At 57.4% G+C, this 18,558-nt stretch carries 16 protein-coding genes; 15 read left to right on the top strand and 1 reads right to left on the bottom strand.

Annotation, left to right across the window (positions count from 1 at the left end; translation table 11 throughout):
• The first annotated feature begins 102 nt into the window (after positions 1-102).
• The 12 genes from AC0YNU_RS23150 (at position 103) to bshB2 (ending at position 14,045) form a co-directional block, all read left to right on the top strand.
• A complete protein-coding gene (locus AC0YNU_RS23150) occupies positions 103-1,725 on the top strand; it encodes an extracellular solute-binding protein (RefSeq protein WP_475761053.1) in 1,623 nt (540 codons plus the stop codon).
• A gap of 400 nt (positions 1,726-2,125) precedes the next feature.
• Positions 2,126-6,349 carry a DUF2252 family protein gene (locus AC0YNU_RS23155; protein WP_475761054.1) on the top strand — a complete coding sequence of 1,408 codons (4,224 nt, stop codon included), beginning with the start codon at positions 2,126-2,128 and terminating at the stop codon, positions 6,347-6,349.
• 435 nt (positions 6,350-6,784) lie between these two features.
• On the top strand, positions 6,785-7,822 hold the full coding sequence (locus tag AC0YNU_RS23160) for a L,D-transpeptidase family protein (protein WP_475761055.1): 1,038 nt from the start codon (positions 6,785-6,787) through the stop codon (positions 7,820-7,822).
• Between the two features lie 280 nt (positions 7,823-8,102).
• Positions 8,103-8,309, top strand: a complete 207-nt coding sequence (locus AC0YNU_RS23165; RefSeq protein ID WP_475761056.1) for a hypothetical protein — start codon at positions 8,103-8,105, stop codon at positions 8,307-8,309.
• 27 nt (positions 8,310-8,336) lie between these two features.
• Positions 8,337-9,056 carry a hypothetical protein gene (locus AC0YNU_RS23170; protein ID WP_475761057.1) on the top strand — a complete coding sequence of 240 codons (720 nt, stop codon included), beginning with the start codon at positions 8,337-8,339 and terminating at the stop codon, positions 9,054-9,056.
• Positions 9,053-10,249, top strand: a complete 1,197-nt coding sequence (locus AC0YNU_RS23175; RefSeq protein ID WP_475761058.1) for a glutathionylspermidine synthase family protein — start codon at positions 9,053-9,055, stop codon at positions 10,247-10,249. The genes AC0YNU_RS23170 and AC0YNU_RS23175 overlap by 4 nt, the downstream gene beginning before the upstream one ends.
• Positions 10,250-10,253: 4 nt before the next feature.
• The gene (locus AC0YNU_RS23180; RefSeq protein WP_475761059.1) at positions 10,254-10,898 is read left to right on the top strand and encodes a signal peptide protein; all 645 of its coding nucleotides are present in this window, start codon (positions 10,254-10,256) and stop codon (positions 10,896-10,898) included.
• Positions 10,895-11,287 (top strand): DUF350 domain-containing protein, encoded by a 393-nt coding sequence (locus AC0YNU_RS23185; protein ID WP_475761060.1) that lies wholly within the window; start codon positions 10,895-10,897, stop codon positions 11,285-11,287. Before AC0YNU_RS23180 ends, AC0YNU_RS23185 begins: the two co-directional genes overlap by 4 nt.
• A 105-nt stretch (positions 11,288-11,392) precedes the next feature.
• Entirely contained in the window at positions 11,393-12,412 is a 1,020-nt protein-coding gene (locus AC0YNU_RS23190; protein ID WP_475761061.1) for a potassium channel family protein, read from the top strand.
• A 26-nt stretch (positions 12,413-12,438) separates the two neighbouring features.
• Complete coding sequence (locus AC0YNU_RS23195) at positions 12,439-12,762, top strand: pyrophosphohydrolase domain-containing protein (RefSeq protein ID WP_475761062.1); 324 nt, start codon at positions 12,439-12,441, stop codon at positions 12,760-12,762.
• Positions 12,763-13,014: 252 nt separating this feature from the next.
• Complete coding sequence (locus AC0YNU_RS23200) at positions 13,015-13,359, top strand: YojF family protein (RefSeq protein ID WP_475761063.1); 345 nt, start codon at positions 13,015-13,017, stop codon at positions 13,357-13,359.
• Positions 13,360-13,382: 23 nt separating this feature from the next.
• Positions 13,383-14,045, top strand: a complete 663-nt coding sequence (gene bshB2 / locus AC0YNU_RS23205) for a bacillithiol biosynthesis deacetylase BshB2 (RefSeq protein ID WP_475761064.1) — start codon at positions 13,383-13,385, stop codon at positions 14,043-14,045.
• A gap of 200 nt (positions 14,046-14,245) precedes the next feature.
• On the opposite strand, the gene AC0YNU_RS23210 is transcribed toward bshB2, so the two are convergent.
• Positions 14,246-14,455, bottom strand: a complete 210-nt coding sequence (locus AC0YNU_RS23210; protein ID WP_475761065.1) for a hypothetical protein — start codon at positions 14,453-14,455, stop codon at positions 14,246-14,248.
• Positions 14,456-14,536: 81 nt separating this feature from the next.
• On the opposite strand from AC0YNU_RS23210, the gene AC0YNU_RS23215 reads away from it, so the two are divergent.
• The 3 genes from AC0YNU_RS23215 to AC0YNU_RS23225 are packed head-to-tail and all read left to right on the top strand — an operon-like array spanning position 14,537 to position 18,455.
• Positions 14,537-16,069, top strand: coding sequence for a spore germination protein (locus tag AC0YNU_RS23215; RefSeq protein ID WP_475761066.1), 1,533 nt, complete (start codon positions 14,537-14,539; stop codon positions 16,067-16,069).
• On the top strand, positions 16,066-17,250 hold the full coding sequence (locus AC0YNU_RS23220) for a Ger(x)C family spore germination protein (protein WP_475761067.1): 1,185 nt from the start codon (positions 16,066-16,068) through the stop codon (positions 17,248-17,250). The genes AC0YNU_RS23215 and AC0YNU_RS23220 overlap by 4 nt, the downstream gene beginning before the upstream one ends.
• The gene (locus AC0YNU_RS23225; RefSeq protein WP_475761068.1) at positions 17,247-18,455 is read left to right on the top strand and encodes a GerAB/ArcD/ProY family transporter; all 1,209 of its coding nucleotides are present in this window, start codon (positions 17,247-17,249) and stop codon (positions 18,453-18,455) included. Before AC0YNU_RS23220 ends, AC0YNU_RS23225 begins: the two co-directional genes overlap by 4 nt.
• Positions 18,456-18,558: the final 103 nt, after the last annotated feature.

Raw genomic sequence — 18,558 nt, forward strand, 5'->3', positions numbered from 1 at the left:
CAAGGGTCGAACAATAAGAGTCGAAACCACAAGGGTCGAAACCACAAGGGTCCAAACAAGATGCGGGATCATCCCGCACCAACTATCGGGAGGAGCTATGTCGTGCCTAGAACAAAGAGCGCAAAGAGCAGACTGATGACCGTCATCGCATTGATGACGCTGGCGGTTGCGGCGGCAACCGGATGTTCGAACGCCGGCAACGACGGCAATTCGGAGCCGGCGAATACGGCGGCATCGAACGATGCCGGCAATGCAAGCGCGACGGCGGGACCGAAGCAGGCCACGCTTGAGATGTTCTACAATATTTCCTGGGCCACGTATCCGGAATGGGGTTCGAACCGGATTTCCAAGCTCGTGCAGGACAAGACGGGCGTCACGCTGAAATTTTCGAAGCCGACGACGGACGATAACCAACAGTTCAACTTGATGCTGGCCTCCGGCGATTTGCCCGATTTTATCGTCAACGACACGCAGAACCCGACCTACAAGAAGGCGCTCGCGGCCGGCGTCTTCGAAGATCTGGGACCTCTGATGGATAAGTATGCGCCGGAGATGAGAGAGCGGATGGGCGAAGATTATTGGAAGATGAACGCCGCTCCGGACGGCAAGAACTATGCGTTCGTCAACGCCGAGATGAGACCGAGCAACCTGGATAAATTCCTTCCGGTCGGGCCGTGGAATCCGGCTCCTCTGGTCCGCCAGGATATCTACGAGGCGCTCGGCAAGCCGAAGATGGATACGCCGGAGGATCTGTACAACGTGCTGATGCAGGTGAAGGAGAAGTATCCGGATGTCATGCCGCTGATGATCGGCAATACGAAATTCGATTTCGACGGACAGCCGGGCGGGTACCAATTCCTTCTCGCGAACTTCGGCATCGAGAAATATTACGAGAAGGACGACATGCTGCAAGCGACGTACAAAGCGCCGAGCTACGTCGATGGGCTCAAATGGCTCAATAAGCTGTATACGAGCGGGCTCATCACGCGGACCGATCTGACGCTGACCGACGAGCAGCGCACGGCCGCGAAGGAATCGGGCAAGGTCTTCTTTATGATCGATCAAGTGGGCAACGGCTATTACCACCCGCCGAACAACAAGGACGTCCAGTACGTCTACGCGCCGCTGTTCGGCAATGCGACCATCCTGCAGCAGGGCAGCATCGGCTGGACCGGCTGGTCGATATCCAAATCCTCCACGCATAAGGAAGAGGCGATCAAGTTCATGTCCTACATGCTGTCGGACGAAGGCGAGAAGCTGACGACCTTCGGCGAAGAGGGCAAGGACTGGAAGATGGACGGCGATCGGCCGGTTCGGACCGACGAGTTCCTGCAAGCGATGAAGGAAGATCCGAATTACGGGGGCAACGAGGGCGTCGGCAGCTATTGGTTCAACCTCGATCTCTACGATCACTGGCTGCAGGGCGGGGAGATGGCCAAGAACCCCGAGCAGAAGGAAGCGCTCGACATGTATCTGCCGCACAAAAACATGAAATTCTACATGCTGAACCTGCTGCCCGACTCCGATCTGGAGGAAGCGTCCATTCTGCAGAAGGTGAAGACGGAGTTCAACGAAGCGTTCCCGACCTTCTTGATGGCCAAGAGCGGTGAGGAAGTCGAGGATCTGTACGCGAAATTCGTCGAGAAGACCGACAAGATGGGCATGGCGAAGGTGGAAGCGGTGTGGAATGCCAATGCCGAGAAGATGAGAGCCGTGTTCAAATAAGAGGCAAGACGTCCGCCAATAAGAGGCAAGATGTTCTACAATAAGAGGCAAGATCTCTAGTAATAAGATGAAGACGTCTATGAATGAGAAATAGATGACTATCATAAGAGGCAAAATGTCTATCAGTAAGAGGCAACATGTCTATCAATAAGAGGCAAAATGTCTATCCATAAAAGGAAAAATGTCAACCAATAAGTCCCAGCAGGGCTGCCGCAAGGTCATCGCAAGATGACTTCGGCAGCCTTGTTTCGTCTGCAGGCAGTTGTCCGCATAACGGCCGCGGGAACCGTTCCCCATCTTAACAATACCTTATCTTTTGAGCCTACTTTTCTATGCTAATGTACTTAATAGTGGACATGAATGTCCAAAAAAAGTGAGGCTTGAGGAGGATTCCATTCACATGGGGAAGAGCAAAAAGCCGGCAGACGGAGCGTCTGCAACCAGCGGGTTGGCGTACGATGGATCTGCGCGCAATGGGGGCGCGGGCAAAGCAGCTGCAAGCACAGGATCAGGCAAAGGAACGGCGGGCAAATGGCTTCCCGGCCTATGTCTGCTGACGTTATCGACGAGCTCGGTGCTGGGCGGCTTCGCGGCTGCGCCGCTTACGGCTGCGGCCGATGCGGGTGCGGCGAGCGGCGTGTTGATCAGCCGTTTCTTTACGTCGGGCAATGAGCCAAGCTGCACGGGCAGCAACGTGAAGAACTACAATCTCTATAAGACTGATTTCGTCGAGCTATATAATCCGACGAACCACATGATCGATGTAAGCGGCTACAGCCTTCAGTTCCAGAATACGAGCGGCGGCGGATGGACGTCTACGAGCTTAGGGAGCCCGGGCGGGACGACGATTCAGCCGCATGGCTATTACTTGATCAAGGAAGGCTCGACGGCTACGCCTCCGGCTTGCGCCCCGGCGGCAACGGGAGCCAGCGACGTTTTTCCGGCGGATGCGACCGGCACGATCGATCTCATCAAAAATAACGGCATGCTCGCCATCGTCGCCAATGCGACGCTGCTCACGAATGCCGACCCTGCCCAGGACGCGAATGCCGCGGCCATTGCCGACGTCGTCTCCTACGGCTCGGCCAGCGGCGGCTTCGCGCCGGACGGCAGCATGAAGCCGTACAACTATGCGGTCCGTAAAGGCATTAATCCCGACGATCCGACGACGGGTTCATCGAATGCCGAGTATGGCAACGGCTTCAATACGGGGAACAACGCGAACGACTGGCTGCTGATCGGATCGGGCTCCGCGTCTGCGCCTCCCGCTAATCCGGCCGGAGCAAGAGGCACGAACAGCGTGTCGTACCCTGCGCAGGTCTATGCCAGCCTTGACGCAGCGAAGCCGAACATCGCGATGAGCTCGGCGACGGAGATCGATGCCGCGAACAATGGCGTCCTCATCAATCTGCCGATTTCGGTGGTCAATCCGGCTCTGACGGCCGCCGATCTCATCATCGGCAATCTTCCGGCCGGCTTAACCGCGACGGCTGCGGCCGACGCCGCTTATAATCGAATCGCGCTTACGCTAAGCGGCACGGCGGCATCGCCCGTCAGCGCGGATGTCGTGTTCTCGGTCATCGTGAAGAGCAGCGCCGCCGTTACCGGCGAGACCGTGAACTCCGCGCCGATCAACGTGACGCTGAAGCACCTCGACATCGTGCCGAAGGTCGCGGGATCGGTCGTCGCAGGCATGGCGAACGTAGCGATGAGCGGTTACGATACGATCGGCACAGGGACGTTCGCCGTGCAATTGACGGATACCGCGCATGTCCGTACGAATACGGGCACGGTCCCTTATGTTGCGGGCACGGACTATACGGTCACAGGCTTGCCCAGCGAATTCGTCGTGACGGCTGCGCCGGATACGGCGAACAATCGGGTGATCTTCACGGTGACGAATCCGTCCCATAAGACGGTGTTCGCCGATGCCCCGATCTCCGTGGTCATTAAAGGAGGCGCCGTTCAGGAAGCGGGCGTACTCGATTCCGAGACCATCACGGGCATCTCGCTGCTTCGCCACCGCACGGATGCCGTGCAGTCCGACGTCCGCAAGGCATACGTCGAGAACACGCTGAAACAGGACAATACATTCTTCAATGACCCAATCACGAAAGCGTACAAATACAGCGTGCAGGCGCTGGCGCATGATCCGTTCACTTTCCTGCGCGGCACACTGGCCGTGTACCAGGCGGATCTAGCTTCGCAAGTGCTTCCGCTGCCGGACGCGCTGACGAAGTTCGCCGACATGAAGACGTACACGCAGGGCGACGCGCATATCCAAAACGTCGGTTCCTTCAACGACAGCACGGGTACGGCCGTGTTCGGCTTGAACGATTACGATTCCGCCGGCGTCGATGCGTTCTACTCGGATCTGCTGCGATTCGTCGCAAGCATGTACGTGGTGCGCAGCGACAAAGACACGACGGGCATCGTCGGACTGACCGACGCCGAGATTCGCGCGGCCGCGAAGCAGTTCCTGGACGCCTATAAGGATGCGGTATTGAGCACGGTCGGCAACGATTCCGAGAAGACGGCCAAGCTGACGACGGACAAGGTCCAGACGTATACGGCTGCTACGATGAATGCCGTCATTGGCGGTAAGACCTACGCGGCGGCTAGGGCGGATCAGGTCGCGAAATGGATCAAGGATACGGTAACGAAGCCGGATACGTCCAAATACGCGGATGCCAGCGAAGCGGAGATCGCCGCGCTGAAGGGCAGCTGGAGCGATTACGTACAGCAAATCGGCGCCAATGCCAGAAGTCCGCTGCATGCACTCACGCCCGTACAGTTGACGGATTATTTCACGATCAAATCGGTGGTCCATCGCATTAATCAAGGCCAAGGCAGCATCGGCACCGATCGCTACAACGTGTTGATCGAAGGCGCGACGACGGACGGATCGGACGATGTCGTGCTGGACATGAAGCAGCAGCGTCGAGATGCCGGCTTATCCATGCAGGCTTATCAGGCGATGGCCGTCGATCCGGATGCCTTCCTGGGTACCTTGCAGGCCATGAAACGCGAGTATCTTATCCGCGAGATTTCGCCGTATAAAGGCGACTACACGAAGAAGACGTTTGCAAGTGCAGCAGAGCTCACGCAGTACGTCATCGACTCGGCGAAGGCATATGCGTACATGCATGCCTATTCCGACCAGGATTCGCCGATCGGCGGGCTGGATGGCAGCTTCGAGGACGCGTTCAGCACGCGCGTTGCCCCGCAATGGGACGAACTAGAGAATGTGATGCTGAACGCCGCGGAGGATTATTCCCACCAGATCGTCGCGGACTTTAATCAAGTGAAGGACGACTTGATCGCCGGCAAGCTGATCGACGTCGCCACCTTGAACGGCATCACGCTTAGCAAAGGTACGCTCTCGCCGGCATTCGACCCGAGCGTGCTGAACTATAACGTCCAAGTGGCGAACGAAGTCTCCTCCGTCGATTTGAAGGCCGTCGTCACCGACGAATCGTCCGCGGTGACGACGAAGCTGAACGGCTCGCCGTATACGTCGGGAGAATCCAAGACGGTGTCTTTGGCGGAAGGGAACAACAAGCTGCTGCTTGCCGTAACCGCGCAGGATGGCGTGACGACTAAGACTTATACGATTACGGTAAATCGTGCCTCATCGACCGTCTATGTACCGACTCTTACTCCGGTACAGAGCATTGCGGTATCCGCTGCGGGCGGCGCAGCGAGCGTCGTTAACGGCGGGACGCTGCAGCTGAGCGCGGCGGTACTGCCGGCCAATGCGTCGGATAACAGCGTCGTCTGGTCCGTAACGAACGGCACCGGCGCGGCGACGATCTCAGCGTCTGGGTTGCTGCAGGCGACGGCAGCCGGTTCGGTAACCGTGAAGGCGACCGCCCGCGACGGGTCGAATGTATCCGGAACGGTGCAGATTACCATTACAGCCACAGGTACTGGGACTGGCGGTACTGGCACTGGCACAGGTGGAACGGGTAATGGCGGATCAGACACGAATCCGGCGCAAGACAAGCCGACGCTGAAGGATAGCTTGGTGGACGCAAGCGTCTTGAAAGCTAACCTGCTCCAAGCGGCCGCTGGATCACCGCCGGTTACGTTCAAAGATGTGAAGGCGAACGATTGGAGCGCCAATATCGTTCAAGCCGCCGCCCGCATGGGTATCGTCAAGGGCTATGAGGATGGCAGCTTCGACCCGAGCGGAGGCATCACGCGCGCCGAATTCGCGGCCATGCTCGTCCGCGCGCTCGGTCTGGAGTCCGCAGCCGGCGGCGGCTTTGCGGACACGGAGGGACATTGGGCGGCCGATGCGATCAGCGCCTTGAAGGCGGCTGGTCTTGCGGCTGGCTACGGCAATGGCGCCTTCAAGCCGGATCAGGCGATCTCCCGGGCGGAGATCGCGGCTATGCTCGCGAAGGTCATCGCTTTCGGCCAAGGCTCCGCATCGGCGTCGTTCAGCGACGTGAACGGACATTGGGCGGCGGAGGCTATTGAAGCATTAGCGGGTGCCGGGATCGTAAACGGCAGCGCGAACGGCACGTTTGCCCCGAACGCAGGCGCGACCCGCGCGGAATCGACCGCCATGCTGCTGCGGATGCTGAACGTGACGCTGCAGCTTGGTCTGACGCTTTAATTTAAGCCACGATTAGTAACGTTATAACTAAGCAACGGCATAACCCGAACACTGCATAACCAAGCAATGGCATAACCAAGCAATGGCATAACCAAGCATAACCAAACCTATTCAAGCAACAGCATACAAAGCAAAGGCAGAGGCTGCGATCGCAGTCTTTGCCTTTTGTTTGTTGTCCCTGGCGAGTACGACGAGTCTAGGGTGGAAGTCCCGACTTAAAGCTGCAGGAGGTCAAGGCGTAGGTAGGAAGTCGCCCGCCCTCCAGAACTCGTCAGCACGGAAATCTGCCTTCTGTTCCTACCACCGCCTCAATTCACAGCCGTCGATGACGAACAAGGAGGATTTACGTCGAAGGGCGGCGAATCCTGTCTGCCGCATTTAATTCGGCAGAAGGTGTGATCATCGTTGAACAGGCAGACGAAGTGGGTCTTTTGTATGGTAATGGCATTGATAATGGCAGTGGCCGGGGGGCCGGGCCGATCGAACGCGCAAGAAGCGAATCAAGCGAGAGAAGCTTACATTAGCGTCTCGTACAGTATCAAACCCGGGGAGACGATGTACAGCATCTCCAGGAAGTTTTATCTAACCGGCAATTATGAGCAGGTCGCGAAGACGAACGGTTGGAATCCGAAGGTTGGTCTGAAGTCGGGGACTTCCCTTACGCTGCGTAATCCGCTGCTCTTGGACCAATATATGGTCAAAACGGGCGATACGCTGTATGGAGTAACTAACCGGTACTTCAACCGTACGCAGTATATGAAGGCGCTAATGGATTACAATGGGATCTCGGATCCGAATACGGGTCTGAAGGCGGGCGTGGCGCTGCGCATTCCGCTGCCTGCCGGGGAGCTGCGGCACACGGTGCTGAAGGGCGATACGCTGTTCAGTCTGGCGGCCCGTTATTTCAAGGCGGCGGACTATCAGGAGGCCATCGCCCAATCGAATGGGATCAAAGACGCGGCGGGATCGATCAAGGCCGGACAGACGCTGCAAATCCCGAACCCGTATTACGCGGACGAAGCGAGCGCCCCGAGCTCCCAGAGCAGCAGCCCTAGCAATGGCTCGGTCGCCCCGGCTGGCCCCGCGAAGGTAATCTCGATCGAGATCGACCTCACGCACAACAAGCTGAACGTGCTTGCCGGAGGGAAGGCCCTGAAGAGCTTCGACATCGCCAGCGGGAGGAAGGCGGGCTTGACGCCGACCGGCAGCTTCGAGATTATGACGAAAATCAAAAATCCGTGGTATTCGGCGAAAGGCATTCCCGGCGGGGATCCGAACAATCCGCTCGGCAGCCGCTGGCTGGGACTCAACGTTCCGAATACGCAGGGCACGAAATACGGCATTCATGGGACGAACGCGCCTGCGTCGATCGGCAGCTATGCCAGTGGCGGCTGCATAAGGATGAACAACAAGGACGTGGAATGGCTCTACGACACGATTCCGACGGGGACGAAAGTGAAGATTCAAGCGTAAACGATCGTGTGAAATGAAACCAAGTCAATGCTGATCAAAGAGCAAAAACGCCAGGAGCTAAGCATCCTGCGCGTTTTTTTATTTGAATTTCTCTCTAGTCGCGATCCAGGGGGCTGCGCGCGCCAGCGTGCTGGGGGCGATTGGAAACTCTGTCAAGAAGGAGTTGCGAGAACGACCGTCGAAGCCTGAGAAGGACGAGTCGCGCGCAGGAAGTTGAAACAGGGTTCCAATTGCCACGTATAATTGACAATCCGACCAAAAAAGGGGAATTGACATCATTATGAAAGTCGCTTTAATTGAGAAGTCGCTGGACGGCACCTTAATCCCGATCGACGAGCGGGAGTGGGACACGGTCATGATCACGGCGCTCGAGCACGTGAATTACCTCAGCGTCAATAACCAGGAATATCAGACGATCGAAGGGAAATTGAACGTGGATTCCGGCAGCTTGGAGCTGCTTGTCGTGAAAATGAACAAAGACCAATAATCGCTTGAGCTGGAAGGGAGTTTGGATATGCACCCGGACAAACCGGATAAACCGGACGATTTGATACGAAACAAACTGTTCACGAGCGACGGGAAGCCCCTTCGCATTCTCTCGACCTCGCTCGGGATCGCCCTGCTGGCGAACGTGGCCTTCATGCCGCATGCTTCGCAAGCGGCGCCCGATGCCGCGAGCACGACATCGACGACGGCATCGCCTACGCTGGTCGAATGGTCGAACGAGGCGGTCAAAGCCTACTACGATCCGGCCGTCGATTGGAATCTGCCCTTGCCTCCGGAGAAAGAGCTGGATCAGAGCGAGCTCGACCAGGGAGCCGGTTCAGGCGCAGGCGCCGCTTCCGGCGGTACGTCAGGCGGCACGACGATCATTAACACGACGTCCTCCGGCTTCGGCTGGGATGACCTGATGCTCTACCATCTCTTGTTCAACAGCGGCGGTCCGTATTCCGCGCAATCGTGGTCTTCATCCCATCGCTCCTACTATTACGGAAGCAATGCACCGTATCAGCCAAGGACGCGTACCGCGGGCGTCTATCAGAATAAGCCCGTGGCCGGTTCGACCATCAAGCCTAAAACCTCGAACACGACCGGCAGCATCACGCGGCGCACGACCTCTTCGAAGCCCGGCGGAATCGGCGGCAAGTCGAGCAGCATGAGCTCTTCGTCCTCTTCGAGCTCGCATGCGTCCTCATCGAGCTCGCACGCGTCGTCGTCAGGGTTCGGAGGATGACCGAGGACGTATTTCAAGTGATCGGCCGCCCGGACGATAACCGTGCCGAGAAAGTAGCGCGTCTGAGGGAGCTTGGGTTCGCATGGGCCGACCTGGACGACGAAGCCTACTGGCTCGATCAGATCGTCGGGATGCGCCGCGAAACCTGCGAGGAGCTCTTCCAAGCGTCGGAACGGCTGTGGCTCATTCTCGACAAGACCGCCCGGTACGTCCTGGGAAGACGCGATCTGTACCATTTGCTCGGCATCCCGGACATTCATTGGGATTTGCTTGATCAATTGCCTATTCCTCCGGAAGGGCTGATCAGCCGATATGCCAGATTCGACTATGCGATCTCGGCAGACGGCAAGATCAAGATGCTCGAACTCAACGCCGATACGCCGACGGGCTATGTGGAAGCTTCCATAGCGACGCCATGGCTTTGCGGGCAAGCGGGAATCGCAACGGTTAACGAAGCGATGAAGGATCAGGTTGCCTCGGCGTGGTCGATCGAACAGCCGGACACCGCTGCATGCGTCGCTTACGGAGCGCATCTCGAAGACTCCGGAACGATCGAAGCCTTGGTGAAGCACAGCGGCCTGCAGGTGAACTGCGCGGACTGCTTGGACCTGTGGGTCGATAATGGGATTTTGAAGAATAGCGAAGATCAGCCGATCCATCGCATGTTCGCCCTCTATCCGAAAGAATGGATGGCCCATGACGATGGAGGCGAAGCGCTCGCCTACGCCATCGAGCAAGGCAACCTGCAGCTGTTCAACGGCATGCACAGCATTCTGCTGCAATCCAAAGGACTTCAGGCCGCCGCATGGGGCCTCTACGAGTTGGGTCTCCTCTTCGACGCGGAAGAACGGGACACCATCGGGCGCTATTTGCTTCCGACCTATAACAAGCCCGTCTTCGAAGGGGACTTCGTGTCCAAGTCGATGTTCGGCCGCGAAGGCGGTTCGGTCAAAATGTTCGACGAAAGCGGACAGCTGGAGGTCGAAGACCAAGACGGCTTCGATACGAGCGCGCTCTTCCCGGTCGTGTACCAGAAGCGGGCCGACCTCGCGCGCATTGAAACCGCGGCAGGCGAGTTCCATCTGCTGGTGGGCATGTTCGTCATTAACGGCAAGCCATGCGGCCTTCTAGGCCGGGCCGGAGGGCCGATCACCGGGAACACCAGCCACTTTATTCCGATTGGAGTGTTATAACGCGATGAAACGCATTTATCTTATCCTGGGCGGTTTGATGCTCTGCCTTCTTCTCAGCTCCTGCGGCACGGAAGATCAGACGTCGATCTTCAGCACGTCTTCGTCTTCGGGCGATTCGTCATCGGCAGACGCCTCTGCGCCCGACGTTGCCCGGGTTCCGTGGGACTACCGGATCGTGAACGGCAAGGTCGGCGATCTAGTCGGCAGCGACATGACGATCCTGCCCGATAACGTCATGCTTCCGAACGATAATAATTTCGCGACCGGCGACGCGGTGTGGACCTTGCAGTACATGGACGCCGAGATCACGACGGATGAACAGAAGCGCAATCAGCTTCAGCTCTCCGCTTGGGGAACGCTGAAGTCTTATAAGGACGAAGCTAGCGCCAAGAAGGATCTGGCGGAGCTGAAGGAAACGATTCAAACGGAGCTCGACCTGGTCGGCGTCTACAAGACCGAGAACCAAGGGAAGTTCCGCGAGTTCGCCGTGGTGACCATGCCGTCCGGCAACGTGATCAAGCAGCCGGTCAGCGAAGAGAAGTACGCTGCCTTGAAGAATCAGAAGAAGGTCAAAGCGAATATCGAACAGATTCATGATTTCGGGGATTACGATACCGTATACGCAAAATTTCGGGGGTGGGCGCAATGACCGTATTCATTAATCTCGTAGGCAGCGTCGTCGTCATCGTGGCCTTGCAGCTGGCCGGCATGCTGATTTTCAGCGCCATGACGCCGTTCAACGATCTAGAGGAACTCAAGAAAGGCAATACGGCCGTCGGCTTGGCTTTCGGAGGGAAGTTTCTCTCCACCGCCATCATCATCGGCGTATCCGCCTATACCAACACCTCCATCTGGCACATGATGCTATGGTTTGCGGTTGGTTATGTCATTCTCATCGCGACTTACTGGCTGTTTGAGCTGGTGACGCCTGGATTGAAGGTGTCGGAGCATCTGCAGAAAGGCAACGTAGCGATCGGCATTCTGCTATGCTGCGTGTTCATCGGCATGAGCTTCGCCATCAGCAGCTTGATCATTTAAGGTCTTCCTTCGCATCGCAAGAGGGCTTCCATTACCGAGCGCATCGGAACGGAAGCCTTTCTTGTGAACGGGAGCGGGACTGCACAGAAGAGAGGAAGAAGCTGGATGCCCTTGATCATGAGGACGATGCTGAAGGTTTTACGGGTGCCGAATACGACCATCCTCATTACGGTGCTGGCCTTTATTCTCGGCTGCGCCACCATTGCGTACGCGATCGAGCCGTCCACGTTCCGGAACTGGTTCAATGCGCTGTATTGGGTAATGACCACGATGGCCACGGTCGGATACGGGGATTTTTATGCGAAAACCTGGATAGGCAAAGCATTCTCCTTGTTTATCTACGTGTTCGGCATTGGCCTTCTCAGTCTGATTATCGGTAAAATCATCGATTCGATATCGACCATTTACAAGCATTGGGAGGCCGGCAAAATGCACTTTCACGGGAAGGACCACATCATTATCATTAACTGGAGCAAGAAAGCCCAGTACGCCATCGACGAGATCCTGTCTTACTCGCCCGCTTCGCATATCGTCATCCTGGACGAGTCGGACAAACATCCCATCGTGGATCGGCAGGAGATTCATTTTATCAGCGGCGATCCTTCGGCCGAAGAAGTGTTGGATAAAGCGATGATCAAGCAGGCGAGGGCCGTCATTATTTTCGCGGATACCCGGATCGACGAACCGGCGCTTGCGGACGGCAAAACGCTCTTGATCGCCTCGAGCATCGAACGTCTTCATCCCAATATCCACACGACCGTTGAAATCACGCAGGATAAGAATATCAAAAATTTCCGGCATGCCAAGGTCAATGAATTCGTCTTGTCGCATGACGCGGTTTCCAGGCTTGCGGTCCGCAGCGCTCTGCAGCAAGGCGGCTCCGAGATCATCCACCAGCTGATCAGCCGGGAGGTCGGGGACGACATTTACGAGATTCCGGTCAGACCGGAGTGGAAGACGTATAGAGATGCCTTCCAGGCTATCTTGGAACGCGGCGCTACGCTGCTGTCGGACCGGGGAGATCTCGGGATCAATCGCAAACTGAACGATCCGATTCCTGCGGCGGCCAGGCTTTATGTGGTTGCGGATGAAGCGACATATCGTCAGATTAAGGCGCAGGCATAAGGAATGCCTGAGAGGGAGATGAACCCATGCCCACTTACAACAAGCTCGTACGTGACGGCATTCCGCGCATCATTGCATCCAATGGCAAAAGCTTTCGCACGCGTATATTGGAGCCAGAAGAATACGTGAGCGAACTGAAGACAAAGCTGCAGGAAGAATCGGAAGAGTTGCTGCGGGCAAAGGAGCCGGAAGAAGCGCTGGAAGAATTGGCGGATCTGCTTGAGGTTATCCGGGCGTTAGCCAGCGTGAACGGCGCCGACTGGGAGCGGCTCGAAGCGATACGGGCGATGAAGGCGGAGAAACGGGGCGGCTTCGAGGAGCGCGTGTATCTGATCGATGTGGAAGGATAGGTTTTCGTAAAATGCTTGAATCAAATAGGTGCAGCGAGCCTGGCCAAGTCCCGACACGACTTGGTCAGGTTTTTCTTATTGGCGGACAACATCCGTCCCCCTGAGCAAAATTGTTCGTGCAGAACAAGGATGATGTAGTGTATAATTACCTATGAACTGGTCGGAATACAAGGAATTAGATTTGGAACCGGAGCCGTTATCGGCTATAATCTCTATATACGTATCATTCGCAAGCAGGAAGGAGGCCGCGCTATGCAGCTTATCGAACGCACGGCGATCCAGGAACGGATCGATCGCTTCAAGGATCAGGATTTATATCTTCATTTGGAAATGACGACGGGTGCGTACGCCTCCCATCTCGACGCCTCGAAGCATCCCGCGGCGACGTTCGTGACGAATGCGGTCGTTCGCTATTCGCTCGGCTCGATCTCGGGGAACGGTCCGTATCGGGTCGGCCTGAAGATGGCACACGGCTGGATTTATTCCGAGGGACTGACGCATTACGAGGAAGCCAATACGGAACGGTTGATTCTGGCGGGACATGACGGACAGGGCAAGCTCGTTGTCGCGCTGCAGTTGAGCCGCGAGCCTTTCTGATGGAAGAGGAGATGAGGAACGCCATGGAACGAGAACGCCATATTCTAGTCGTGCTGCCGCATCCGGATGACGAAGCCTTCGGCTTGTCGGGCACGCTGACCAAATATATCCAAGCCGGAACCCCGGTGACTTATGCCTGCCTGACGCTCGGCGAGATGGGCCGCAATATGGGCATTCCGCCGTTCGCCAATCGGGTCACGCTGCCGCAAATCCGCAAAGGCGAGCTGGAAGCCTCCTGCCGCGCGATCGGCATCGAGGATTTGAGAATGTTCGGCTTTCACGACAAGACGCTCGAATTCGAAGATCAAGAGCTGCTCGACGGACAGATCGGGGCGCTTCTGGAGGAATTAAAGCCTTCGCTGGTCCTGACCTTCTATCCGGGCTACGCCGTCCACCCCGACCATGATGCCACCGGCGCCGCCGTCGTGCGCGTGATCGGCCGGCTGCCGGAGAACGAAAGGCCGCGAGTGCATGCGATGGCATTCGCCAGAGACCTCGAGAAAGCGATCGGAAAGCCCGACGTGGTCGTCGATATTCGGGACTTCCTGAAGCAGAAGCTGGCCAGCATCGAAGCGCACCGCTCGCAGTTCCAGGCCGTGGAGCTGATGGGCGGCAAGACGTTGGAGGATCCGGAGCTGCAGGAACGGTTCGGGACGGAACGCTTCTGGACGTATCGGTTCGACTAAAGCCGTCATAATAAGAGAATTCAAGAATTGCGGTTTAGTAAGCCGAATGCGCATCTCATACCGAGATGCTCATTCGGCTTTTTTGGCATGGCAATTGGGAATAGTTTCAGTCCGTTAGGAGAACCTAACCACTCGAGCGCCGCTTTCCATATGCTGGGCATTGATGCGCGTTCGGTGCCGATTCGGGACGACGATTCCTGTCAACCGGGCGCCGAATCCTGCGAGCTGCCGTTCCCGGCCCGCTGCTTCTTGCTCGCCGTGAATCTGCGGATGATCTGCCGGCCGTTGACGAAATACCAGACCAGCGCAGGGGCCAAAACATTGATGCCCAGCACGAGATAGACGATGGTCCACATGAACCAACGGGTATTAACGAGTTCGCGATAGAACCAGGAATGATAGAAATCCATACTCGGCCTCCTTTTGCATGATTGCCATGCTAGTATCAGCCAACGTTGTACGACCTATACCATTTTCAGGGAGGGATGCGGATGCCGGACCGGCAGGAAGAAGGGAAGGAGAAGTTCCAAGCGGAGCTGTCCGTCAATGCCGCCGCCATCGATACGATATTGGGACAGAGCGCGGACGTGCAGCGGCGGGAATTTCAGTTGTGCGGCAGCCCGAATTATCCCGGCTTATGTTGTTTTCTAGACGGAATGGCGGATACGGCCGTCGTGGAGGAGCTGCTGAAAGCCTTGATCGTGAGCGGCAGCGAGCTGAAACGCGATCCGGCCTCCATGACGACGGCAGATGCCATTCGCACGCAGCTGCTGATTAACGCATCGGCGAAATCCTGCGGCAGCGTCAAGGAAGGAATCGCGGGCATCGTATCCGGCGATACGCTCGTCCTGATCGATGGGCTCGAAGCGGCCATTCTCGTCAGCTCGCGGGGCTGGAAGGCGCGCGGCGTCGAGGAGCCGTCGTCCGAGAATAATGTCCGGGGGCCGCGCGACGGCTTTACCGAGAGCATTCGAACCAACACCGCGCAGATCCGGAGAAGAATCCGGGATCCGAAGCTGCGATTCGACGCCATGGTCATTGGGACGCGGTCGCAGACGGATATCAATATCGCCTACATCGAGGATCTCGTGAAGGTCGGTCTCGTCGACGAGGTCAAGCAGCGCCTTGCCCGCATCAAGATCGATGCGATTCTGGAGAGCGGGTATATCGAAGAACTGATCGAGGATGCGCCGCTGTCGCTGTTCAATACCGTGCAGAGCACCGAACGGCCCGATAAAACGGCTTCCGCTCTCCTGGAAGGCCGAGTCGCGATCTTCATCGACAACACGCCCGTCGTGCTGATCGTACCGACGTTCTTTTGGCAGTTCGTCCAGGCGCCGGACGATTATTACAGCCGCTATTGGGTAGGCACGTTCTTCCGCTTCGTCCGTTACGTCGCGCTGATGATCAGCCTGTTCCTGCCGTCAATCTACGTCATGCTCGTATCGTTTCACCAAGAAATGATTCCGACCTCGCTGGCGCTGACGATCGCCTCCGGACGGGAGGTCGTTCCGTTCCCCGTGCTGCTCGAGGCGGTCGTCATGGAGCTGGCCTTCGAGCTGATGCGCGAGGCCGGCCTGCGCATGCCGAAGCCGATCGGACAAGCCGTCAGCATCGTCGGCTCGCTGATCATCGGCCAAGCCGCGGTACAGGCAGGCTTGGTCTCGCCGTTCATGGTCATCATCGTCGCGATCACGGCGATCTCTTCCTTCGCGATCCCGAGCTATTCTTCTTCGCTTGCGCTGCGCATTTACCGGTTTCCGATCCTCCTTGCGTCGGGCGTACTCGGATTGCTCGGCTTTGCGACGATGTTCTTCGCGCTGATGCTTCACGCCCTCTCGATCCGTTCGTTCGGCGAATCCTACCTGGCGCCTGCCAGCCCCTTCCGGGCTTCCGACCAGCGCGACATGCTGCTTCGCCTGCCGATCTGGATGCAGGAGGAACGTCCGGAATTCGCGCAGGATACCCAGCGGATGGGCGACGGCATGATGCCGAAGCCGTCGGAGAAGGGAAACGGTTCATGAAGCGCGCCTTGCGGTGGTTGCTCATCGTCGCGTCGCTTCTGTCCTTAACCGCATGCATGGGCGTGCGTCAAATCAACGAATTGGCCATCGTTACGGCCGTCGGCCTGGATCTCGGCGAGAAGCCGGGCATGACCAAGCTGTCCGTTCAAATCATCCGTCCCGCGGACGCGCGCGGTCAGACCGGAGCGCCTTCAGGCGGTACGGGCGACCCCATCTATACGATCAGCAGCGAAGGGAGAAGCATTTTCGAGGCGATACGGAATTTGGGCCGCGTCTCTTCGCGCAGAGTCTATTGGGCGCATAACTTCGTTATCGTCATGGGAGAGGATTACGCGAGGAAAGGGATCGAGGACATGGTCGACTTCTTCACCCGCAACCATGAGCTTCGCATGGATACGTGGGTCGCCGTGACGCCGGACAAGCCGGAGGAAGTCATCTCCACGGTGACGGGTCTCGAGGTCGTGCCCGGCGAAGCGGTGGACAGGTTGTTCAATGACAATCATGTCGTCGGGCAGGCTTCCGGGAGCAACATGATGAACCTGGAAGAAGCCTTCTTAAGCCGCTCGACCAGCCCGGTGCTGGCGAAGCTTCAGCTCATGCCGCGCGGCATATCGAACAAGAAGCCCGACGAACACGGTTCGTTCAAGCAGGTCGAGCTGGCCGGGGCCGCGGCGTTCAAGCAGGGGAAGATGGCCGGCTGGCTGAACGTCAAGGAAACGCAGGGCGTGCTCTTCTTCCTGGAAGGACTCGAGAGCGGCATCATCCCGGTCGATTGTCCGAATAATCGCAATCAGGTGACGTTGGAATACAAGCGAGCGCGATTCTCGGTCGATCCGCAGTTCCAGGACGGCAAGCCGCGGTTTCAAATCCGGCTGAGGGCGGACGCGGATATCGTGGAGAACGGATGCGATATCAATCTGAAAAGCAGCAGGGATGAACTCGAAGAGAAGCTGGCGCAGGAGCTCAAATCCGAAATCGAAGGCGTCCTCGCCAAGGCGCAGGACCGGTATCGGTCCGATTTTCTGAAGTTAGGAGACTCGTTCCGCAATGAATATCCCGTGGAGTGGCGGCAGGTGAAGGATAAGTGGGATACGGTATTCGCCGATGCGCAAACGTCCGTGATGGTGAAGACGACGATTAAGAGCACGGTAGTCAAAGCGGCGGGAGCGGAGATCAAATGACCAAATTTCGGATCTCGAACGGCATGTTCATCGCGATGATCGTGAATCTCATCTTCGTCAAATCGATCGGGCTGACGCAAGGCGTCTTGGCCCGTTATGTTAGCCAGGATATGTGGATTGCGACAGCGCTCGGCGCGCTGCAGGGCATCGTGATGATGTACGTCACTTATCTTGTCATGCGCAAATCGCCGCGGCTCGACTTCATCGCGCTTAGCGAGCGATTGTTGGGCAAATGGTTCTCCGTCATCGTCGCGCTGTTGATCTTCGCGTTCTTCCTGGCTGGAAGCGGGCCGATCATGATGACCTTCGTCTATCACTTGCAGGATTATTTTCTGCCTGCGGCGCCGTTAGGGGTGTTTCTTGCTGCCGCGCTGCTTGTCGGGATGCTGGGCTGCTATTACGGCGTGGAGGTCATGGCGCGCGCGGCTCTGATCGGCCTCGTGTTTCTGTTCGTGCTTAACGTGCTGATCGTAATCGGATCCACCCATGAATTCGATATCCGGAACTTGCTGCCGGTCATGGAATCCGGCTTGCCCCGCAACTTGAGCGCCAGCCTGCACTACGACGCGGATTGGGCGCTCGGGACGATGCTGGCCGCGCTGATCATGCCGATGATCAATAAACCCGGCAAGCTGGGCGGCAAGGTCGGCATGCTCGGCATCATGGCGGCTAGCTTGATGGTCGTCATTTGGGCGATCCTCGAGGGTGCCGTGCTGTCGGCGGAGGTGACGGGGCAGTATACGTTATCCTGCATGAAGCTGGCCCGCAATGCGCATATGGGCAATTTCCTCCAACGGTACGAAATGGTGATGATCGCCCTGTACGCCCTGCCCAGCCTGTTCGAAATCATGTTCTGCATCTACGGCATGTCCGTGAGCGCTTCGCGGATCTTCGGGATCAAGAGCATCAGGCCGATGATTTCCGTCATCAGCGTGCTGATCGGCGCGTTCAACTATTGGCTGTTGAACGATCATTATCGGTCGATGACTTTTCTTGAACATACATGGCCGTATATCGCGCTCCCGATCGCCTTCGGGCTGCCGTTCCTGCTGCTCGCGCTTCGTCTCATGCTCGGCAAGAAGCTGCCGAAGGCGGAACAAGAGGAAGAAGGACAGGGCAAGAAGCAGACGCGGGCAGGAGGAGGCGGTGCTTCGCAAAGTCCGGGCAAGGGAGCAATGGGCAGCCGTGACCGGACGCCTGTCTGAACGGTCCGTATTTTTTCGAGTGTCCGAGCCTCCATCCTTCTCCGCATTCTGATAAAATGGAGCCAAGGCTCGACCATTCGGGCAACCCCGGCAAGCGGAAGGA

It is taken from the genome of Paenibacillus sp. J31P316, assembly GCF_056269105.1.